Source organism: Duganella levis, from assembly GCF_009857605.1.
GTDB lineage: Bacteria > Pseudomonadota > Gammaproteobacteria > Burkholderiales > Burkholderiaceae_D > Rugamonas > Rugamonas levis.
Window position 1 is genome coordinate 184733 of sequence record NZ_WWCT01000001.1, and the last position, 18755, is coordinate 203487.

General features: G+C 62.3%; 16 protein-coding genes. 4 read left to right on the forward strand and 12 right to left on the reverse strand.

The window, feature by feature from the left end:
* Positions 1 to 28: 28 nt before the first annotated feature.
* On the reverse strand, positions 29 to 1978 hold the full coding sequence (locus GTP69_RS00850) for a TonB-dependent receptor plug domain-containing protein (protein WP_161053099.1): 1950 nt from the start codon (positions 1976 to 1978) through the stop codon (positions 29 to 31).
* Positions 1979 to 2122: 144 nt separating this feature from the next.
* Complete coding sequence (locus GTP69_RS00855; RefSeq protein WP_161053100.1) at positions 2123 to 3799, reverse strand: hypothetical protein; 1677 nt, start codon at positions 3797 to 3799, stop codon at positions 2123 to 2125.
* 152 nt (positions 3800 to 3951) lie between these two features.
* On the opposite strand from GTP69_RS00855, the gene GTP69_RS00860 reads away from it, so the two are divergent.
* Positions 3952 to 6897, forward strand: a complete 2946-nt coding sequence (locus GTP69_RS00860; protein ID WP_161053101.1) for a sensor histidine kinase — start codon at positions 3952 to 3954, stop codon at positions 6895 to 6897.
* Here GTP69_RS00860 and GTP69_RS00865 read toward each other — a convergent pair.
* Positions 6866 to 7852, reverse strand: a complete 987-nt coding sequence (locus tag GTP69_RS00865; RefSeq protein WP_308494402.1) for an AraC family transcriptional regulator — start codon at positions 7850 to 7852, stop codon at positions 6866 to 6868. The two genes, GTP69_RS00860 and GTP69_RS00865, sit on opposite strands and share 32 nt — an antisense overlap.
* 112 nt (positions 7853 to 7964) lie before the next feature.
* Between GTP69_RS00865 and GTP69_RS00870 the strand changes: the two genes are divergently transcribed.
* The gene (locus GTP69_RS00870; protein ID WP_161053103.1) at positions 7965 to 9374 is read left to right on the forward strand and encodes an amidase; all 1410 of its coding nucleotides are present in this window, start codon (positions 7965 to 7967) and stop codon (positions 9372 to 9374) included.
* Positions 9375 to 9453: 79 nt separating this feature from the next.
* Entirely contained in the window at positions 9454 to 10083 is a 630-nt protein-coding gene (locus tag GTP69_RS00875) for a M17 family peptidase N-terminal domain-containing protein (protein ID WP_161053104.1), read from the forward strand.
* 3 nt (positions 10084 to 10086) lie between these two features.
* Here the strand turns inward: GTP69_RS00875 and GTP69_RS00880 are convergent, their stop codons facing one another.
* Positions 10087 to 11385: an MFS family transporter gene (locus GTP69_RS00880; RefSeq protein ID WP_161053105.1), complete on the reverse strand. Its 1299-nt coding sequence runs from the start codon at positions 11383 to 11385 to the stop codon at positions 10087 to 10089.
* A gap of 154 nt (positions 11386 to 11539) precedes the next feature.
* On the opposite strand from GTP69_RS00880, the gene GTP69_RS00885 reads away from it, so the two are divergent.
* Positions 11540 to 11974: a DUF2177 family protein gene (locus tag GTP69_RS00885; protein ID WP_202424250.1), complete on the forward strand. Its 435-nt coding sequence runs from the start codon at positions 11540 to 11542 to the stop codon at positions 11972 to 11974.
* Here GTP69_RS00885 and GTP69_RS00890 read toward each other — a convergent pair.
* From GTP69_RS00890 to GTP69_RS00925, 8 genes are read right to left on the reverse strand one after another with little or no spacing between them, the layout of a single operon-like run.
* Entirely contained in the window at positions 11971 to 12396 is a 426-nt protein-coding gene (locus GTP69_RS00890; RefSeq protein WP_202424251.1) for a nuclear transport factor 2 family protein, read from the reverse strand. The two genes, GTP69_RS00885 and GTP69_RS00890, sit on opposite strands and share 4 nt — an antisense overlap.
* Positions 12393 to 13169 carry an SDR family NAD(P)-dependent oxidoreductase gene (locus GTP69_RS00895; protein ID WP_161053106.1) on the reverse strand — a complete coding sequence of 259 codons (777 nt, stop codon included), beginning with the start codon at positions 13167 to 13169 and terminating at the stop codon, positions 12393 to 12395. The genes GTP69_RS00890 and GTP69_RS00895 overlap by 4 nt, the downstream gene beginning before the upstream one ends.
* Positions 13157 to 13702, reverse strand: a complete 546-nt coding sequence (locus GTP69_RS00900) for a DUF3833 domain-containing protein (protein WP_161053107.1) — start codon at positions 13700 to 13702, stop codon at positions 13157 to 13159. Before GTP69_RS00900 ends, GTP69_RS00895 begins: the two co-directional genes overlap by 13 nt.
* Positions 13699 to 14919 carry an MFS transporter gene (locus tag GTP69_RS00905; RefSeq protein ID WP_161053108.1) on the reverse strand — a complete coding sequence of 407 codons (1221 nt, stop codon included), beginning with the start codon at positions 14917 to 14919 and terminating at the stop codon, positions 13699 to 13701. Before GTP69_RS00905 ends, GTP69_RS00900 begins: the two co-directional genes overlap by 4 nt.
* Positions 14916 to 15494: a chalcone isomerase family protein gene (locus GTP69_RS00910; RefSeq protein WP_161053109.1), complete on the reverse strand. Its 579-nt coding sequence runs from the start codon at positions 15492 to 15494 to the stop codon at positions 14916 to 14918. Before GTP69_RS00910 ends, GTP69_RS00905 begins: the two co-directional genes overlap by 4 nt.
* Positions 15463 to 16668, reverse strand: coding sequence for an SAM-dependent methyltransferase (locus tag GTP69_RS00915; RefSeq protein WP_161053110.1), 1206 nt, complete (start codon positions 16666 to 16668; stop codon positions 15463 to 15465). The genes GTP69_RS00910 and GTP69_RS00915 overlap by 32 nt, the downstream gene beginning before the upstream one ends.
* The gene (locus tag GTP69_RS00920) at positions 16665 to 17429 is read right to left on the reverse strand and encodes a DUF1365 domain-containing protein (protein WP_161053111.1); all 765 of its coding nucleotides are present in this window, start codon (positions 17427 to 17429) and stop codon (positions 16665 to 16667) included. Before GTP69_RS00920 ends, GTP69_RS00915 begins: the two co-directional genes overlap by 4 nt.
* Positions 17426 to 18709 carry an NAD(P)/FAD-dependent oxidoreductase gene (locus tag GTP69_RS00925; RefSeq protein ID WP_161053112.1) on the reverse strand — a complete coding sequence of 428 codons (1284 nt, stop codon included), beginning with the start codon at positions 18707 to 18709 and terminating at the stop codon, positions 17426 to 17428. Before GTP69_RS00925 ends, GTP69_RS00920 begins: the two co-directional genes overlap by 4 nt.
* Between the last annotated feature and the right edge of the window lie 46 nt (positions 18710 to 18755).

An 18755-nucleotide genomic window follows, 5' to 3' on the forward strand; every position in this document is an offset into this window, starting at 1 on the left:
GCATCAACGTGTGGCCTGGGAGTAGGCGTTACCAGTCGCGCCGCACGCGCAGCATGGCGAACGGCTGGGTACGGGTGATGTTGTGCTCGATGAAATCGACGCCGCCGGCCAGGCGATCGGCGGCGTAATGCATGCGGTCGTAGGTGATGGTGCGGCCGGCCAGGTTGTTCAGCTCCAGTGTCACCATCAGATTGCGCAGCGGCTTGTAATTGACGAAGGCGCGGGCCCAGCCGGAGCCGCTGCTGGTGTCGCGCTCGGCCACCTGCCAGCTGTCGTTGCTCCAGCCATTGTCCACCGAAATCCCCCAGTTGGTTCGTTGTTGCGGCAAATCCTGCGAGAATTCGACGCGCCACGACAGCGGCGTTTCGCCCGACAGCCGCCGCGTCGCCTGCGTCACCGGATCGGTGATCGAAGACGAGCGCCAGGTGGTCGACAGTTTCAGCAGCCCTTGCGGCAGCGCCCAGCTATCGGTCGGCAGGTTCAACAGGCCGGTGACGCTGTCGGCACTGGCGTCGCCGATATTGCCGGCCACGTCGTAGGTGTTGCTGGCGGTACGCACCGGCATGCGATCAACCGCGTCGCTGATGTGCGATTGCGTGTAGCTCAGCATGGCGGTGCCGCGATCCCAGAACTTGTACTCGATCGCGCCTTCGCACAGCCATGTCTTGGCCGGCACCAGATCGGGGTAGTCGCCGCGAATGGCTTTATTGGCGGGGTCGAAGTAGGCCCCCGCATCGCCAAAGTTCAGCTGGTTGACTTCGCGCTCCATGCGCAACCGCAGTTGCAGCGATGGCAGCGGCGACAACGACAATCGCAGCCGTGGCTTGGGATAGAGGTGCGACTGGGCTTCGGGCTGGTCGGCGCCCACGGTCAGGCTGGAATGCGCGACCTTCAGGCCGGCTTCGGCGCTGAGCGAGCTGTCGACCTGCCAGGCCGATGACAACTGGCCCTCGACACGCGACTCCTGCACCCGGGCGTTGGCCTGGTAGCTGGCGCTGGTGTCGTTGGTATTGAGCACGCGCTCCAGGCCACCCCGGACCACGATGCCGTCCGCCGCCTGCCAACTCAGTTGTCCTCCCACCACTTGCTCGGTGGCTGAGGTGTTGGTGTAGCCGTGCGAGGTGTCGCTGCCGGTGATGGTCACCGACTCGGCGCTGGTTTCCGAGGTACGGTATAGCGCCTTCAGGTCGAGGCTGGCGCCGTGGGCCAGATCGCGGCTGTAAGCCAGTCCCTGTTCACGGGTATGGCCGGCGTTGTCGTTGCTGGTCAGCGAATGGCTGGCAGCGTCGAAGCTGGCTTGCGACTGGTAGGTCCACGGCGTCAGCGCGCCATTCCACGTCAGCTGGCCGTCCAGCAGATCCTGGCCATAGCCTAGTTTGACCGCCGTATTCTCGGCCATGCCGGCGCCCGCCACCCGCACTTGCGCGGCCGGTGTCGGACCGGTGAAGACGGTGGTGCGGGTGCCGAGTCCCTGGGCCATGTCCGGCGAGCGCGTGCGGGCTAGCAGGGCGCTGAAATTCTGGTCGCCGCGTTTGAGGCTGTAGTTGCCTTCGAGCGAAGGCGTCAGGCTGCCGTCCTGCAGGATCGAGGTGGAGGCGGTGGTGCTCATGGATACCAGGTCCATCTGCTTGAGCAGCAGATTGGCCACGGTCGGATAGCCGAGCATGTCGATGCCGTTGGCTCCGCCGTTGATGACCTCGATGCGGTCGACTGCTGCGGTCGGGATGCGGCCCAGCACGTCGCCGAGCGCATCGTTTTTGGCGGCCGGGCGCTTGCCGTTGATCAGCACGTTACCGGCGACACCGCGCCCCGCATTGCCGCCATCGAATGTGAAGCCCGGCAGGCGGGTAACCATATCCATCGCGGTCGACGCCTGGAACTGCCTGAAATAATCCGGCGCATAAGACTGCGCGGCCACCTCGGCGGTGAGCGCGCAGGCGAGCAAAACTGCGTGGCGAAGGAAAGTCGGCGGCGTCATCCAAACATTGTGCAATGAACACCATCCAAGCGCAAGATACTTGAGGCCGCCAGAGGCTAAATTGCCCATCTAAATCTCATCCCTTGGGAATCACAATTTTCTGCGAGATTTCTTCCCAAGAGATGCCGCTCCTTCGAAACGCCTTTAAGGGCTTGTCGATTGGGCACATGCGCCGACGCATTCGGAAGCCTTTACACAAAAATTAATGTAATTCTTGGCCGCACCGTTGAAACACGATTGGCCTGCGGGACAGGCTGTCACGCCGGTATGGTTTGAATTGAACCAAAAACGGGGTGCATAACCTGCCGCACAAGAGTCCTCGCCGGCGTCACTAGCGTTGATGTATGCAGTCGGCCCTGATGTATTTTTCGTCCCGCACATCGCCACCCAATGCGGGGAAGGACCTGCGGCAGGGTAGACCGTTCCAACGGAACCCGTTGCAGGGTTGACTGCCCAGTCACCCTCTGTGCCGCCACCCCAATTCAGTAGATTGTAGGAACGTGTAGTGACGATAGCGCCGACGAATTCATACCCATCACGACAATAGTTCGATGGTGCGGTTGGATAAATTGGGTCCATTCCGCTTGGATATAAGTACCAATCCTCATCAACACCGCTGCTTTCCATGTAGATCCAGTCAGCAGAGGTGAAAGCGGCGAGAGTCGAGTCATTACCGGCCCCTTGTGGCAAGATACCACCGCGGTTTCGCGGCCGAGCACCAGTTTCAGCCACATTGCCATAGGCGTCCGCAGTTCCGCGGCGCGTAAATTTCACATCATTTTTCCACTTGGTAGCCATCGTTGTTCCCCACCAAGTCGCTAAATTGACGGTGACGAATTTGGCGTACGGGCCTTCGGCGTCAATATACAGTGCGCTAGATGGAAACGAGGTGTCGCAGATCACATTAGGATATGCGCCTGTTGGCAGGCCATTGCTGCATACCGTAGGGTTGTAGGTTGAATGCCGCCAACGGATCAGGCCAAACGCGTTGAGGTTTTGGCGGCCATAATAGTACGACTCGGAAAAGCGAACTTGGCCAGACGCATCCTTGACGCTGTATTTTAATTCGACGATCTCCATCGTAGATGGTAACTCACTTCCACCATTCGGAATATTAGGATCGGACATATTTGAATAGTAGGTCACCGAAGTGACAGCTGCAGCGTATGTTGATGGGTCATATCCATCCAGCCGAACGCCATTCTGGACATTACTCGTATTGAAATCATAGTGCGAGCTCACCGGTGTGATACGGTCTGGATAAGTCCACTTTCCGCCTCCTACGGGCGTCATATCCATCTTCTTGTCTGACCAATAGTAGCCGCGGTTTTGCCAATTCGACTTGGCAGCGGCAATATTGGTTGTAGAAAACGACTTGAATAAGAGCCCGACTGTTGATGTCGGCTCTGCTACGACATAAATGGAATTGTCCATTCCACCATCCCATAAAAAGTAGCCAGCAGACGGCGATGCATTTGGCGAAAACATCAAGCTATTACTCACCGTCGGGTGCTTCATGAAACCAGCTTTCAGGTCGCCGTTATACGTTGTCCAGGTTTTAGTGGTCAAGTCATATGCGCGATTATTGGCATTGTTAAGTAGCGAATTGGACGTCGTATCGTACATATTGTCAGAGTTGGATAAATGTCCGTTGTATGCGTACTTTGATTTCATGAAGTCCAGCATGTCGACAGAGCAGACTTGATTACTGGGTGTCGTGCTAGTGCAGGGTGATGCCGTCCCTGTATATGGTGTAGCGCTGGCTGTTACTGTAGTACCCAATAAAATAGCGCCGAAGAACATTATTTCCATTGGTTTCATGATTACCTTTAGGTGGTTGTAAGAAATCGGTGTACTTCTTGATTGGTCAGGCCGTGCTATCTCTATTTTGTCACTTCTAATATAGAATATGCCAACTCTTTTTAGTTCGGCATAACATGGTAGGTCGTTCCATTCTCTTTTTGCTGCTTCTGTTGTTGGACACGTTGGCCGCAGCGGCGGAAGTGCAAACGCCGATCGCCATGCACCATACGAGCTGGACCGCCCGCGAGGGCGCGCCGCAGATGGTGATGACCATGACCCAGACCCGCGACGGCTGGTTGTGGCTGGGCGGTAGCAACGGCCTGTTCCGCTTCGATGGCGTACGGTTTGAACCGTATGATCGCCCGTTACCTTCGGCCGGCGTTGCCATCCTTAATGCTTTCGACGACGGTTCGCTGTGGATCGGCTATCGCTATGGTGGCGTCAGCGTGCTGTCGCGCGGGCAGCTGCGCAACTACGGTGAGCAGGACGGCTTGCCGGCCAACGCTGCCGTCTGGGGACTGGAGCATGATAGCCAGGGCCGCATGTGGGCCGCCACAAACCGCGGCTTGTTCTATCTGGACGGTAAGCGCTGGCTCGCCGCCGGCGCGGATTTCGCGTTGCCCACGGTCGGATTCAAGACGCTGATGCTGGACCGGCAGCATAACTTGTGGGCGCAAGGTAATAACGGTGTTTATCAATTGAGGGCAGACGAACGCCGCTTCACCAAGGCGGGGCCGGAAAATGGTACCGGCGTGCTGTTCCAGTTCCCGGACGATAGTGTCTGGAGCTGGGATGCCTTGCATAGTGTGGCGCGGCGGCTGACACAGCCAGCCAATGGCGCACCGGCGCAACCGTTACCGCTGGCCGACGATCTGGCCAGCCTGCTGGTCGACAGCCAGGGTGGCTTGTGGGCCGGACGCGTGGCTTCGGTGGAATATCACACCGCGCACGGTATCCAGCGCAGCGGCCGGGAGCAGGGACTCAGCGGGCAATGGGTGGCCGCCATTTTTGAAGACCGCGAAGGCAACGTCTGGACCTCCACCTCGACCGGCGTCGATCGCTTTCGCCATCAGCGCATCTTGCCGGTTCAAGTTGGCAATGACGCCGTCAGCAGTCCGTTGGCGGCAGATGTCGACGGTGGCGTTTGGGTCGGCAATGTGCACTTTACGAAACAGGATAACGGCGCGTTTGCCCAGCATGCTTTGAAGTTAACGCCGGTGATTGCTGGTGAAGACGGTCCGAGCGCGCTCTATCGTGACCCCGCTGGCGTCCAATGGTTCGGCGCTAACGGCCGCATATGGCGCCAAAATGGGCAGCAACTACACGTGATTCCAGGTCCGCCGAACATTGACTTGGGCTGGGCCTTGAGCCTGTCTTCCGATGATACCGGCGCGCTGTGGACGGTCTGGCCGCGCGGGCTGCTTCGCCTGGATGCAAATGAGCATTGGCGGGATATGACCGCCGATACTGGTCTGAAGAACGAGACGCCGCGTGTATCGGCCAGTTCGCCCCGGCAAGGGCTGTGGTTGGGTTATGCGCGCAGCCGGGTATTGCAGTTGCAGGGCGGCCGTTGGCGCCGTTACGGCGCGTCAGAGGGGCTGGATGTTGGCATGGTCGAGGCCATGCATGTGAAGAACAACCACGTCTGGGTCGGCGGAGAGAAGGGCACGGCGTTGCGCCATGCTGACCGATTTATCCCGCTGGTCGGGCTGGATGGGCGGGCTTTCGACGGCGTCTCCGGCATCGTGGAATTGGACAATGGCGATCTCTGGATCGACAGCGGCGGTGGCCTGATCAGGATTGCTGCGAGCGAAATCAGCAAGCTGGTGGCGCTCACCGGCTATCGTGTCCGCTATGAGGTGCTGGACGTTCTGGACGGCTTGTCAGGTAATACCCCGATGCGCTACCCGTTGCCGTCGATGGTCCAGACCACGGATGCCAAGCTGTGGCTGTCGACTAATTCCGGCATCTTCCGGCTCGATGCGCTGGAACGGCAAACACCGAAGCCGGCGGCCGCAGTGCTGATCCGCTCACTTGGGCCTCCCGGCCAATCCAGTCCGGCACATCCCGGCATGCGTCTGGCGCAGGGCACCACGGCGCTACAGATCGACTACACGGCGCTGGCGCTGGCAATGCCGGAGCGGGTGACGTTCCGTTACCGGCTGGAGGGCATCGATACGCAGTGGCAGCAGGTCGGCACGCGCCGGACGGCGTACTACAACAATCTGGGACCGGGCGATTACAGCTTCCGCGTGGAGGCAAGCAATTACGCCGGCGAGTGGGCCGAGCAACCCAGCAAGCTCGATTTCAGTATCGCGCCGACCATTCCGCAAAGCTGGTGGTTCAAGACGCTGTGCGCTCTGGCGCTGCTGGCGGCATGCTGGCTGCTCTATCGCCGGCGCATGCACAACTTTGCGGCGCAGGCGGTAGCGCGGCTGGAAGAGCGTACCCAGGAACGCGAACGCATCGCCCGCGAGTTGCACGACACCTTGCTGCAATCGGTGCAGGCCATGATTTTGCATGTGCATGCGGCAACGTTAAAGCTGCCGGCGCCCGATCCGGCCCGCATCCAGATTGAACAGGCTTTGCAGCAAGCCGACGACGTCATGGTGGAAGGCCGCGAGCGCGTGCGCGATCTGCGCGACAACGAGCCGGAGCAGCAAAACCTGGTGGAAGCGATACGCGCTGCCGACAACCGCCTCCGCGCACCGGGCGTGGCGTCGTTGCAGGTGTCGGTTGATGGCGAAGTGCGCCAGCTGCATCCGGCCATCTACCCTGAAGTGTTGTCGATAGTGTGCGAAGCCATCGCCAACGCTTACCGTCATGCAAACGCCGGCCGCATCGATGTCCGGATAGACTACCGCACCGCCGAACTGCGGATCATCATCAGCGACGATGGCGTCGGCATCCCGGCCGACATTGTCGCGGCCGGCGGACGCAGCAATCACTGGGGCATCTGCGGCATGCGCGAGCGTGCGGCACGGATCAAGGCCAAGCTGGTACTGCGCAGCGATGTCGGCGCGGGAACGGAGTGGCGCTTGACCTTGCCAGGCGTGCTGGCGTATCAGGCGTCGTCACGCCGGTTCAGGTTTTGGCGTCGCCCGCTTGCCGCATGACGGGCTGCATTTTGCGCCAGGCGCCGGGTGTCATGCCGGCCCAGTTTTTAAAGGCGGCCTGGAACGGGCTTTGTTCTGAATAGCCCAACAGGAACGCCACCTCGCTGACGCGGATCGCCGGATCGGCCAGGTAATCCTTGGCGCGCTGGAACAGCGCTTCGTGCAGCAATTTGCGGAAGCTGCTGCCTTCGTTGGTCAGCAACTGCTGCAACTTGCGCGGCGACATCTGCAATTCTTCCGCCACCGCCTCCACGCTGAGCTTGCCGCTGGCCAGGCTGGCCGCGATGCGCTGCCGCACGCTACAGACGATGCTGCTTTCGTCGGCTAGCTGCAATTGCTCTTCCGCTTTTTGCAGCAGGATCTGATTGGTGGCCGCATCGCCGAACAGCACCGCTTGATGCAGGAACGTCCGCTCGAAGACCAGCTTGGTCATCGGTTGCGAGAACTTGGCAGGCTGGCCGAAAATTTCCTGGTAGACCTCGGCGTTGGCCGGGCGTGGGAAAGTGAAATGCGCTTCAAACGTCTGCTGCGGCCGGCCCGTCAGGTGGCGCGCGACCGCCGCCCACGAGGCCAATGCCAGCTGCATGAAGATCGGCGAAACCGGGCCGAGGTAGGGCAGCCATTGCAGTTCGGCCCGATCGCCTTCTACCTGTAGTCCGGTCGCATTGACTTCTTGTATCAAGCGTTCGTAACGCTGCATCACCGTAATGGCCTGCGCCAGATTGACGCAGCTCATGGCGGCAAAGCCGAGCATGCTGTAATCGCTGGGCTGGATGGCGGCGCCGACGCGCAAAGGCAGCGCGGCGTCGCCGGTGAGCGCGATGGCCTCTTCGTACAGCGCCAGCCAGGCTTCGGATGACATGGTCTGCGCCGGATCGCGCATAGGCTGTGTGTGGCCGTGGCGGCGTAAATAATTCAGTAACGGCAGTACGATCGCTACCTTGACTTGCCCCATGGTCTGACTGGCTCCGGATGTGCGCGAATTCTCAATTTTGGGAGGAATTCCCTCAAGACCATTAGGGTCTCAGCTGAGCATAATAGCTCGGGTCCACAAAATTAAGAAGTCCATGCACAACTTTAAGCGTAACCTGCTGGAGCCGGATGCGGTCGGCCTGTTGGCCGATCTGCGGCGCGGTGTTTTGACGTCGGTTCAACTGGTGGAATCGCATCTGGCGCGCATCGAGCGCACGCAGCCACAAATGAACGGCGCCACGCAGATTTTCCGCGATGCCGCGCTTGCCAAGGCGCAGCAGCTGGATCGTGGTGGCGATAAATCGCTGCCGTTGTTCGGCTTGCCGTGCAGCGTCAAGGAGACGTTTGGCCTCGCCGGCCAGCAAGTAACAGCTGGTTCGCTGCGCATGCAACCGGAAGTACATCAGCAGGACGCCGACATCGTCCAGCGCCTGAAGGCGGCCGGCGCCGTCGTGATCGCGCGCAGCAATGTGCCGGAGTTTGCGATGACGGCCGAGTCCACCAATTTGCGCTACGGCCGCACCAGCAATCCGCTGGATTTGACGCGGGCGGCCGGCGGTTCCAGCGGCGGCGAGGGGGCATTGGTCGGTGCGGGCGGTTCGGTGTTTGGCGTCGGTTCCGATATTCTCGGCTCGATCCGCATTCCGGCGGCGTTCTGCGGCGTGGTCGGCTTCAAGCCGCATTCGGCGGCGGTCAGTCAGCGCGGCACCTGGCCTACGGTCACTGGCAATACCAAAAGTTGGCTGGCATTGGGACCGCTGACCCGCAGCGTGCGTGATGCCGAGCTGGTATACAACGTGATCGCCGACCAGCCCGCACAGGCTTGTCCGGCCGCCGCCGGCCGCCTGATCGTGCCACGTAACTTTGCTCTGACGATGCGTTTGCCATGCATCGCCCAGGCGCTGGAAGCCGCGACGAGCGCACTGCTGCAACAGGGCTATCAAAAAGATGATCAGGACTTCACCGAAACGCGCCAGCTTTACCTGAACATTCCCAAGCTCATCCTCGACGACTTTTACGACGACTGGGTACGGTTGCTTTCCACGCCGCAGCACGGCCGCTTTTCGCCGTTCAAGGAATTGCTGGCGCAACTGATCGGCAAGCCCACCGTCGATTCCGGCCTGTTGCGCTGGACGCTGATCGCGCCGTTGCTCAAGCCACGCAGCGCCGGCAAGGTTGCGGAAATCGCCGCCCAGTTCGCCGCTGCGCGTACGCGCTTTCACGCGATGCTGGGCAACGACGGCATCCTGGTGCTGCCGACGCTGGGCCTGCTCGCACCCAAGCATGGCGAGATGAACCGGCTGTCGCTGAAGCCTGGCGTCAACGGCCTGTTCACCGCCCACACGCTGGGCAACTACCTGGATCTGCCCGCCATGGCGATCCCGGCGTGGAAGTTCCGCGACCGGCTGACCGGCCTGCCGCCAAGCATCTCCGTGATGTGCGCGCCGGGTGCGGAGTCCCGTTTGTTTGCGGCGGCCAAGCGGATCGAAGCGGCGCTCAACTAGCGCCATGCCTTTTGGCAGGGCCGTCATCGCGCGCGCAGGCGGTAAGATCGCAGCTTCAATCATCACCTAGGACGCGATCATGACCGATACCCAATCCACACCAGCACGCCTGCCGATCGGTTCCGCCGACGGCGTGGCCTTCGATGTCGTCGCCTGGGGGCCGGCCCACGCCGATGTAGACTTCAGCGTGGCCTGCATGTTCGAGCATGAAGTGAATGGCGCCGCCATCGCCGGCGGCCTGCTGGAACTGGACGAGGCGCTGGGCAAGCAACTGACGCGCTTGCGCACCGACGGCTTTTTCGGCGGCCAGCCGATGGAGACCTTGCTGATCACGCAACCGCCGACCGGCGTCACGCCGCGCGCGGTGCTGGTGATCGGCCTCGGCGATCCGGCCACGCTGGATGGCGAACGGCTGCGGCAAGCTACCCGCGTCGCCATGCGCGAAGCGATCCGCTACGGCGCGCGCAGCATGGCTTTCGCCCCGAGCGTGCTGGATGCCGGTCACATCAATAATGCGGGATTGAATATGCAGGAAGTGATGCTGGATGGCATGCTCAGCGCCTTGCGCACCGAGCTGGCGCTGGCCGCGGCCGGTCTGACGGCTCGGCCTGCGCTGCAGCAATGCACGTTTGACGTCGGCGCGCCGCGCCTGGCTGGCGCGGCGGAGTCCTTCGCTGCTGCGTTTGAAGGACTGTTTGAGGCCGACTAGTGCTTAGTGGTCCGTGTGCAGGTACGACGGCGTCTTCGGCAGTCGCATACTGAACAGGAAGGCCACCACCATCATGATGGTCACGTAGGTGAAGAAGCCGGTTTCATGGCCGGCGTTCTTGAACGATAGCGCGACGAATTCCGCCGAACCGCCGAAGATGGCGTTGGCAATCGCATACGAGAAGCCGACGCCCAGCGCGCGCACTTCCGGCGGGAACATCTCGGCCTTCACCAGGCCACCGATCGAGGTGTACAGGCTGACGATGGCCAGCGCCACGGTAATCAGCGCAAACGCGACATACGGGCTGCTATTGCCGTGCAACATGGCCAGGATCGGATACGTGCCGATTGTGCCCAAGCCGCCGAACAACATCATCGACTGGCGGCGGCCGATGCGGTCGGCCAGCATGCCGAACAGCGGCTGCATGCACATATACAGGAACAGCGCGCCGGTCATCACCACACTGGCGGTCTTGGGCGCCATGCCGGAGGTGTTGACCAGATACTTCTGCATATACGTGGTGAAGGTGTAGAAGATCAGCGAGCCGCCGGCCGTGTAGCCGATCACCGTAATGAAGGCGGCGCGGTGGTTCTTGAAGATGCCGGCCAGCGTGCCGGCTTCCTTGTGGCTCATGTCCTCGGCCTTGATGGTCTCATGCAGCGTGCGGCGCAGCACCAGCGAGATCAGCGCGGCAATCGCACCGACCACGAACGGAATGCGCCAGCCCCAGGCTTTCAGGTCGGCTTCGGTCAGGAACTGTTCCATGATCACCACCGTCAGCACGGCCAGCAATTGGCCGCCGATCAGCGTAACGTACTGGAACGACGAGAAGAAACCGCGCTGGCCGCGCAGCGCCACTTCGCTCATATAGGTGGCGGTGGTGCCGTATTCGCCGCCGACCGACAGGCCCTGGAACATGCGGATCAGCAACAGCAGGATTGGTGCGGCCACGCCGATGGTGGCGTAGGTCGGCAGCACGGCAATTGCCAGCGAGCCGCCGCACATCATCAGCACGGAAATCACCATCGACTTTTTGCGGCCGACGCGGTCGGCGATGCGGCCGAAGATCCAGCCGCCGATGGGGCGCATCAGGAAGCCGACCGCAAATACGGCGGCGGATTTCAGGAATTCTGCGGTGGCGTTCCCGCTGGGGAAGAACTGGCTGGCAAAGTAAATCGAGGCGAAGGAGTAGACGTAGAAGTCAAACCATTCCACCAGGTTGCCGGAGGAGGCGCTGATGATAGCAAACACGCGTTTGCGTTTTTCTTCAGCGGTGTAGTGAGGTTGTTCGGTAACGGTCATTGTTGTCTTCTCTTGGCTGAACTTGCGGCCGATTGTAAAGCATCTCGCTGAATGCTGCAGGAAGGCAAAGGTATGAAATGTGATGTGGCGGACGGAACGGCGACATTGATATCGGCTAGTATGGGCTTAACTTATCTTCCACTGAGGCTCTACCATGTCGGCATCCGCGCAAGTTCAGGCACTGAGTGTGCAGCAATGGTTGTTTGCGTATGGCGGCGCCTTGCTGGTGCTGCTGGTGCTGGACGCGTTGTGGATCGGCCTGTACATGGCGTCTGCCTACAAGGAGGCGCTGGGCGAACTGATGCTGCCGCAGCCGCGCATCGCCGCAGCGTCCGCGTTTTATTTGGTCTATGCGCTCGGCGTGGTGTTTCTGGCGGTGGCGCCCGGCTTGCGCGCTATCAGCTGGCAGACGGCGGCGCTGCATGGTCTGGTACTGGGCTTGATAGCTTACGGCACTTATGACCTGACCAATTATTCGATCCTCAAGGCTTGGCCGCTGGGCTTGTCGCTGGTGGATATCGCATGGGGCGGCTTTCTGACTGCCGCCGCCGCAACGGCCGGCTGGTTCGTGGCCGACCGCTGGGCTTAATCCACTTTAACGGCGAAGCGCCGCCGCAGCCAGCGGATCGGCGCGCCGACCAGTGGCAGCTTCTGCAGCAGTTCTTCGGCGGCGTCCCAATAATCGCGGTGCAGCGTGACCAGACCGTCCGCATTGAAGTGGAAATGCGTGCCGCCGGCGATTTCATATGTGTGCCCGCGCAGCGTGCAGACAAACGTCCACGTCACAAACGCCCGCTCTGCTTGCACGATGCGTTCGCCAATAATGAAGTGCGGGTTGTCGGTGTGCTCGAACATATGGCGCAGGATGGCTTCGATCGCACCGATGCCGCGTACGTCATTGAACGGATCGCGGAAATGGGCGTCGACGGCGTAAAACTCCACCGTCCGGTGCAGGTTGTGCGGCGTTAGTGCGGCGTACCAGGTGAGCAAGGGCTCAAGTCTGTTGATCATGGTCGAACCAGTCGTGATACCAAAGGGAACCTCAGGCGGTAAGGTAGCCAGCGTACCAGCTTCATCGCCAATGTGAAGCGGCGTGGGAAGTGGATTTCGAAGCGTCCGGCGGTGATGCCGTGGCGGATTGCGCGTGCTGCTTCGGTCGGGGTTTGCAGTGCTGGCATGGTGAATTCGTTCTTGGCCGTCAGCGGCGTCTGCACGAAGCCGGGATTGATCAGGTAGACGTTGAGTCCGCGTGGACGCAAGTCGACGTACAGCAATTCTGCCAGGTTGATCAGGGCGGCCTTGGTAGGGCCGTAGACGCTGGCGTTGGGCAGGCCGAAGTAGCCGGCCACGCTGGCGACGATGGCGATGCTGCCGTTGCCGCGCGCCAGCATCGCCGGCAACACGGTTGCCAGGCCGGTGTAGACGCTGCCCAGATTGGTTGCCAATGTCTGCCCAGCGCGCTCGGGATCGACTTCCCAGCTGCGTTCGGGGCGGTAATCGGCTGCGCAGAAGATGATCAGGTCGACGCCGCCGAAGGTGTCGCAGATGTGCGTATGGCGCTGGTTCCAGGCACCGTGGTCCAGAATGTCGAATTGTTCCACCAGTGCTTGTGGATGCTCGCCGGCGACGGCGTGCAAGCGGTCTGCGCGCCGTGCCGACAGCGCGACGCGGGCGCCGGCTTGCAGCGCTTCGGTGGCCAGCGCCGCGCCAATGCCGCTGGAAGCGCCGATGATCCATACGCGCAGGCCAGTCCAGTCGCGGATAGGAGCGTTCAAGGGTTGCATGCGCGCCTCCGGAACATCAGTGTCACCTGGCCGAACTCGATGCCGAACTTGCGCATGCTGGCGCGGTTGACCATGGTGCAGCGGTCGATCAGAAACATCCAGTCGTCGAATTGCATTTCGTAGGTGGTGCCGTCCACTGGCAGCAAAAGCGTGTATTGCCAGCGCAGCGCGTTGCCGGCTGCCGTGCCTTGCGCTTCGCCTTTGACATCGGCGGCCGTACCGCGCCAGCGTTGCTCGCCGTTCTTGTCGCCGTCGCGCACCAGCCGCCAGACGCGCTGTTGCGTGGTGCCGTCGTCGTAGCGGAAGTGTTCGTCCAGCGTCAGCGTGTCTTGTTGCCGACTGCCGGTTATTTCGACGTGGAAGCGTTTAGTCACCTCGCCATTGCGCTTCTGGAATATGCCCCAGGCGTCGGTGACGCCTTCAAAGTAATCGGCCGGGTCCAGCACCGGTGTCGCCGCCCGGTATTGCTGGACGTCGGGACCAGCGCAGCCGGCCAGCAGGATTGCCAGCAAAGTTGGAAGCCAGCGTTTCATGTCGTACTCCCGGTGGTGACTGGTACGTAGGCGGTGTAGCGACCCAATGTGGCCATCGCCAGCAGTTTGAAGACGCAGGGCAGCACGGCATAGGCGACCACCAGGCTGGCGCCGCCGCCATGGCCGGGCGTGTAGCCGAGCCACGCCAGCAGTGGCAGCGTGAGGCCGGCGATGGCCAGCGCCAGTTTACCGAGCAGGGTGAACAGGCCGAAGCCAGCGCCTAGTCGGTCGCCCAGCGCTTGGCCTAGCATCACCGGCGGCAGCGCGAGGTCGGCGCCCAGCGCGGCGCCAGCGGCGATGCACACTGCCGCGTAGGGAATCAGGTCGCCTTTGCCGAGCACTGCGGCGCCGCAGAAGCCGGCCACCGATAACAGCATGCCCAGCCGCCAGCAGCGTAGCGGTCCCCATTTGCGTGCCAACGCGGTCCAGGCCGGGAGGCCGCAGGCGGCGGCGCCGAAATAGCAGGCCAGGAAGATGCCGGATAGTTGTGACGCGCCCAGTTGGTCGGCGATGTAGAACAAGGCTAGTGTTGCCGGTATCGCGACCGACAGCGCATTCAGGAAGTACGGCAGCAGTAACCCACGCAGTGGGCGGTTGCTGGACAGTGCGCGCCAGGTGTCATGCCAGCCGGACGAGGCGTGGCGCTGTTGTGCGGCGGGCGCATGGCGCAGCAGGGCGAACATGGCTACGGCCATCAGCACGGCGAAGGCCAGGCTGTAGGCGGCAAGACGTGGGCGAATCTGTGCAGGTTCACCTGCCAGAATGGCGGCGGGGATGAGGCTGGCGGTCAGCATGCCGGCCAGTCCCAAGCCTTCGCGCCATGCCACTGCGCCGATGGTGCCGCTTAGCTGTGCGCCCCAGGCGAGGTAGGCGATGTTGACCAGGCTGTGCGCGCCGTAGGCTATCACCAGCATGAGCGCCAGCCATGCGCCGGTCGGCACGCTGGCAGGTGGCAGCCACAGCGCGGCGAATGCCAGCACCAGTATGCCGGCGCCGAGCGTCATCCAGCGTCGGCGTTGGGCTGGTGCGCGGTCGAGCAGGTGGCCGAGCAGTGGGTCTTGCAGCATGTCGATCAGGCGCGCGGCGAATAGTACGACGCCCAGCGGTGCCAGCGCCATACCGAGATGGGTGGCGTAGTAGGCTGGCAGTTGCACGAACAACGGCAGCGCGGCCATGGCCAGCGGTGCGCCTAACAGGCCGTAGGCTGCGTTGCTCATGGCGTGGCTCCGGTCAGGCGCTGGCGCAGCTTGTTGTCGCGGCTGTCTGGATTGAGCCAGATGTCGAAGAAGGCGCGGGCGAGGGCTTCGTCGTCCAGGTCGGCTAGCAGGCGTTGTCGGTCGTACAGTTGCATGCCGTGGCCTGGTAGGTACACGCCGATCAGTTCGTCGCCTTCGCTGACGTCGACAAAGGCTGATGTCAGCAGCGCTTCCCAGCGTGCCAGCGTGGCGGTCGGCAGCGGAGCGCGGCTGAGGCGGCGGATTTCATCCATGCTGGTAGAGACCAGCCGCTGGCGGCTGATGTGCCGGTAGTAGCTGAGCTGGAGCGCGAAGGGCTGGGCAGCGTCGAATGGCTTGCTGGCCGACCACAAGGTGGCGCGGTAGATGCGCAGGCCGAACCACGTCATGTCGCCGCTGCCGAGCGCTTGCGCTTGCGGCAGCGTTGTACGCCATTGCGCTGAGTCCGCTGCTGCGGGCGGTGCGACGGCGATCAAGCTGATCATCATGCCGGCTAGCAGCGACGCGCACAGCAGGCGCCGGCGGTCAGGCTTTGTGCAGGTGGAATTGAACAACATCGGTCCGGCCCTCGTCGAATGCAGCTTCGCAGTATGCGAAATACAGGTCCCAGATGCGCATGAAATGGGTGTCGAGGCCGAGCGCGCTCGATTGCGCAGCGGTGGCGTGATAGGCCGTGCGCCAGCGGCGCAGTGTTTCGGCATAATCGCGGCCGAAAGCGAAGTGTTCCGTGCAGCACAGGCCGGCGTCGGCGGCGTGCTGCTCAAAACGTTCCACGCTCGGCAGCATGCCGCCAGGGAAGATGTACTCCTGGATGAAGTCAGCCGTGCTGCGATAGCGTTCGAAATGGCTCTCGTCAATCGTGATTGACTGCACCAGTGCCTGGCCGCCGGGTTTCAGGCGCGCTGCCAGTGTGTCGAAATATTCCGACCAGTAGCGCTCGCCCACCGCTTCAAACATCTCAATAGACACCACCGCGTCATAAGTGCCGTCGATGTCGCGGTAGTCGCGCAGTTCCAGTTGCGCCAGCTTGCCCAGGCCGGCGGCATCGATACGACCGCGCGCGATTTCCAGTTGTGACGGCGAGATCGTCACGCCATGCACATGGATGCCCTGGCGCGCCGCCTGTTCGGCAAATCCACCCCAGCCGCAACCAACTTCCAGCACACGATCGCCCGCGTGCAACCCCAGCGTGTCGATGATGCGCTGGTATTTGCGGTGCTGCGCCTGTTCCAGCGGCTGGCTGTAATCGCCGTCAAAGATGGCGGCGGAATACGTCCAGCTCGGGTCCAGCCACAGCCGGTAAAAGTCGTTGCCGATGTCGTAGTGGCTGTGAATGTTGCGACGACTGCCGTTGCGGGTGTTCGGCCGCAGCCAATGGCGCAGGCGATACCAGCACCGCGCCAGCAAGCCGCCAAACAGCGCCGGCTCCAGCGCCGCCTCATTTAACAATGCCAGCCGCAGCAGCGCGACCAGATCCGGGCTGCTGACCCAGCCGGCGGCCCATGCTTCGGCCAGACCGATATCACCGGCGCGCAGGATGCGGCCGCAAGCGCGCCAGTCGTGCACTTCCAGCGTGGCGCCGGGCCCGGCGTGGGCGTTGCCAAATACCATGCGCGTATGGTCAGGCGTGATCAGTTCCAGATGGCCGAGACGGATGCGGCCCAGCAGATTCAGGAACACCCGCGCGGCGGCGGGAGCGGCCTGCGTGGTGGTCGACAGCGTTTGACTCATGGGAGCGGCTCCTCGTGGACGGTGATATGGGGAATGGAACGCGGCGGCTTGCCGAAGAAGGGCACGCCCTTCAGCCACAGCCGCAGCGCCTGCCAGTGAATGCGGAAGACGATGCCCAGTCCCAGCAGCGGATAGCGCAACAGGGCGGCCGCTGCGGCGGCGCTCGTCATAGGCTGCGCCTGGCCGGACAGCGTGGTGCGGATCAGCAGACCTTGCTCGTCGTAGTAGTCGATGGCGGAATGGGCACGCTCGGCATTCAGGCGGAAGCGGAAGCGGTAGCTGCCACGCGTTTCGCAGAATGGCGAGACGTGCATCTGCTTCTGGCAGGCGCCGTGGGCGTTGCGGTCCAGTTGCAGCAGGTAGCGATGGGTTTCGCCGAAAGTGTTGTTGACCTCGGCCAGCACCGCACACAGGCGGCCACTGGCGTCATAGCAGTGCCAGAAACTGACCGGATTGAACACATAGCTAAAGACGCGCGGAAAAGTTTGCAGCCAGATTTCGCCATCGGCCTTGATGCCGTGCGTAGCCAGCAGCGCGCGCATCCACTGTTGCAGATCGCTGCCGTCGCGCGGACCGTAGTCGCGGGTGCGGATCGACAGCGGGCGGCGGCGGTTGACGCCGAACCAGGCCGACTGGCAATCATCCAGCCGCGCCAGGTTCACCCGTACATAAAACACCGGGTAGACGAAGCGGTGAAAGACCGGCCGCAAGCGCGCATGCATCACGCGGGCGTGGACCAGTTGGGCTGCTGGCGACTTCATGGCAGGGACATCCAGGCCGGTGCGGCGTCGAAGGCGGCGGCGATGCGCAGCGCGGACTTCAGGCCATCTTCATGGAAACCGTATCCGGTCCAGGCGCCGGCATACCACAGACCGTTGACGCCCTGGATGCGCGCCAGCGCCTGCTGGGCGTCGATGGCTGGCTGGTCCATGATCGGATGATCGTATTCAAAGCGCGCCAGCACGGTATCGGCCGCAGGCGGCGTCGGCGGATTGAGCGTGACCACGACCGGCGTACTGAATGGCAGGCTTTGCAGCTGGTTCAGCCAGTAGCTGACACATACCGGGCGGCTGCCATCGGCCTGCTGCGTCGACAGATAATTCCATGCCGACCAGACTTTGCGCCGCTGCGGCATCAGGCGCGCATCAGTGTGCAGCCAGGCGGTGTTGGGCTGATAGCGCACCGCACCGAGGATAGCGCGCTCATCGGCGCTGGCGTCGGACAGCATGGCCAGCGTGGCCGGCGCATGGGTGGCCAGCACTACCGCGTCAAAGATTTCCGTTTGTGTGCCGCTATCGACCAGCACCTGGCTGCCAACGCGGCGCAGCGACTGCACCGGCGTATTCAACCGGTAATCGGCCAGCGTGCCGGCAATCGCCCGTACGTAATTGCGCGAGCCGCCGCGCACGGTGCGCCATTGCGGCCGGTCGTTGACCTGCAACAGCGCATGATTCAGGCAAAAACGCAGGAAGGTCGCCGCCGGAAACGCCAGGATATCGCTTGGCGAACTGGACCAGATGGCAGCCGCCATCGGCAGCAGGTAGCCGTCGCGGAACAGGCGGCCGTACCCTTGGCGCGTCAGCAGCTCGCCCAGCGTGGCGCCATCAGCCGAACTGCGCAGCAGGAATTCCTCGGCATGACCATTGAAATGCAGGATATCGCGCAGCATGCCGAGGAATGCCGGCGAGACCGCGTTGCGGCGCTGGGCGAACACCGTATCGAGATTGGTGCCGGCCCATTCCAGTGCGCCGCCGTCCATGGAAACGCCAAACGACATATCGCTGGCGATGCTCTCCACGCCCAGCTCATCCAGCAGGGCGATCAGGTTCGGATAGGTTTTCTCGTTATAGACCAGGAAACCGGTGTCCACCGCGCAATGCTGGCCTTCGACCTTGATGTCGAGCGTATTGGCATGGCCGCCCAGATAGCTGCCCGCTTCAAACAGCACCACGTCGTGGCGGCGTTGCAGGAAGTAGGCGGCGGCCAAGCCGGAAATGCCGGCACCGACGATGGCGATACGTTGCTTGCGTTGCGTTTGCATGGTTGTTTTAGACGGGCGACCGTCTATTTAGCTACCGGTGTGCTAA

Coding starts and splice junctions, on each gene's coding strand:
- GTP69_RS00865 (WP_308494402.1), bottom strand. CDS start 7,852: ATGGGGCAAGTCAAGGTAGCGATCGTACTGCCGTTACTGAATTATTTA.
- GTP69_RS00915 (WP_161053110.1), bottom strand. CDS start 16,668: ATGAGTCAAACGCTGTCGACCACCACGCAGGCCGCTCCCGCCGCCGCG.
- GTP69_RS00890 (WP_202424251.1), bottom strand. CDS start 12,396: ATGATCAACAGACTTGAGCCCTTGCTCACCTGGTACGCCGCACTAACG.
- GTP69_RS00910 (WP_161053109.1), bottom strand. CDS start 15,494: ATGTTGTTCAATTCCACCTGCACAAAGCCTGACCGCCGGCGCCTGCTG.
- GTP69_RS00900 (WP_161053107.1), bottom strand. CDS start 13,702: ATGAAACGCTGGCTTCCAACTTTGCTGGCAATCCTGCTGGCCGGCTGC.
- GTP69_RS00870 (WP_161053103.1), top strand. CDS start 7,965: ATGCACAACTTTAAGCGTAACCTGCTGGAGCCGGATGCGGTCGGCCTG.
- GTP69_RS00855 (WP_161053100.1), bottom strand. CDS start 3,799: ATGAAACCAATGGAAATAATGTTCTTCGGCGCTATTTTATTGGGTACT.
- GTP69_RS00875 (WP_161053104.1), top strand. CDS start 9,454: ATGACCGATACCCAATCCACACCAGCACGCCTGCCGATCGGTTCCGCC.
- GTP69_RS00925 (WP_161053112.1), bottom strand. CDS start 18,709: ATGCAAACGCAACGCAAGCAACGTATCGCCATCGTCGGTGCCGGCATT.
- GTP69_RS00920 (WP_161053111.1), bottom strand. CDS start 17,429: ATGAAGTCGCCAGCAGCCCAACTGGTCCACGCCCGCGTGATGCATGCG.
- GTP69_RS00850 (WP_161053099.1), bottom strand. CDS start 1,978: ATGACGCCGCCGACTTTCCTTCGCCACGCAGTTTTGCTCGCCTGCGCG.
- GTP69_RS00885 (WP_202424250.1), top strand. CDS start 11,540: ATGTCGGCATCCGCGCAAGTTCAGGCACTGAGTGTGCAGCAATGGTTG.
- GTP69_RS00880 (WP_161053105.1), bottom strand. CDS start 11,385: ATGACCGTTACCGAACAACCTCACTACACCGCTGAAGAAAAACGCAAA.
- GTP69_RS00905 (WP_161053108.1), bottom strand. CDS start 14,919: ATGAGCAACGCAGCCTACGGCCTGTTAGGCGCACCGCTGGCCATGGCC.
- GTP69_RS00895 (WP_161053106.1), bottom strand. CDS start 13,169: ATGCAACCCTTGAACGCTCCTATCCGCGACTGGACTGGCCTGCGCGTA.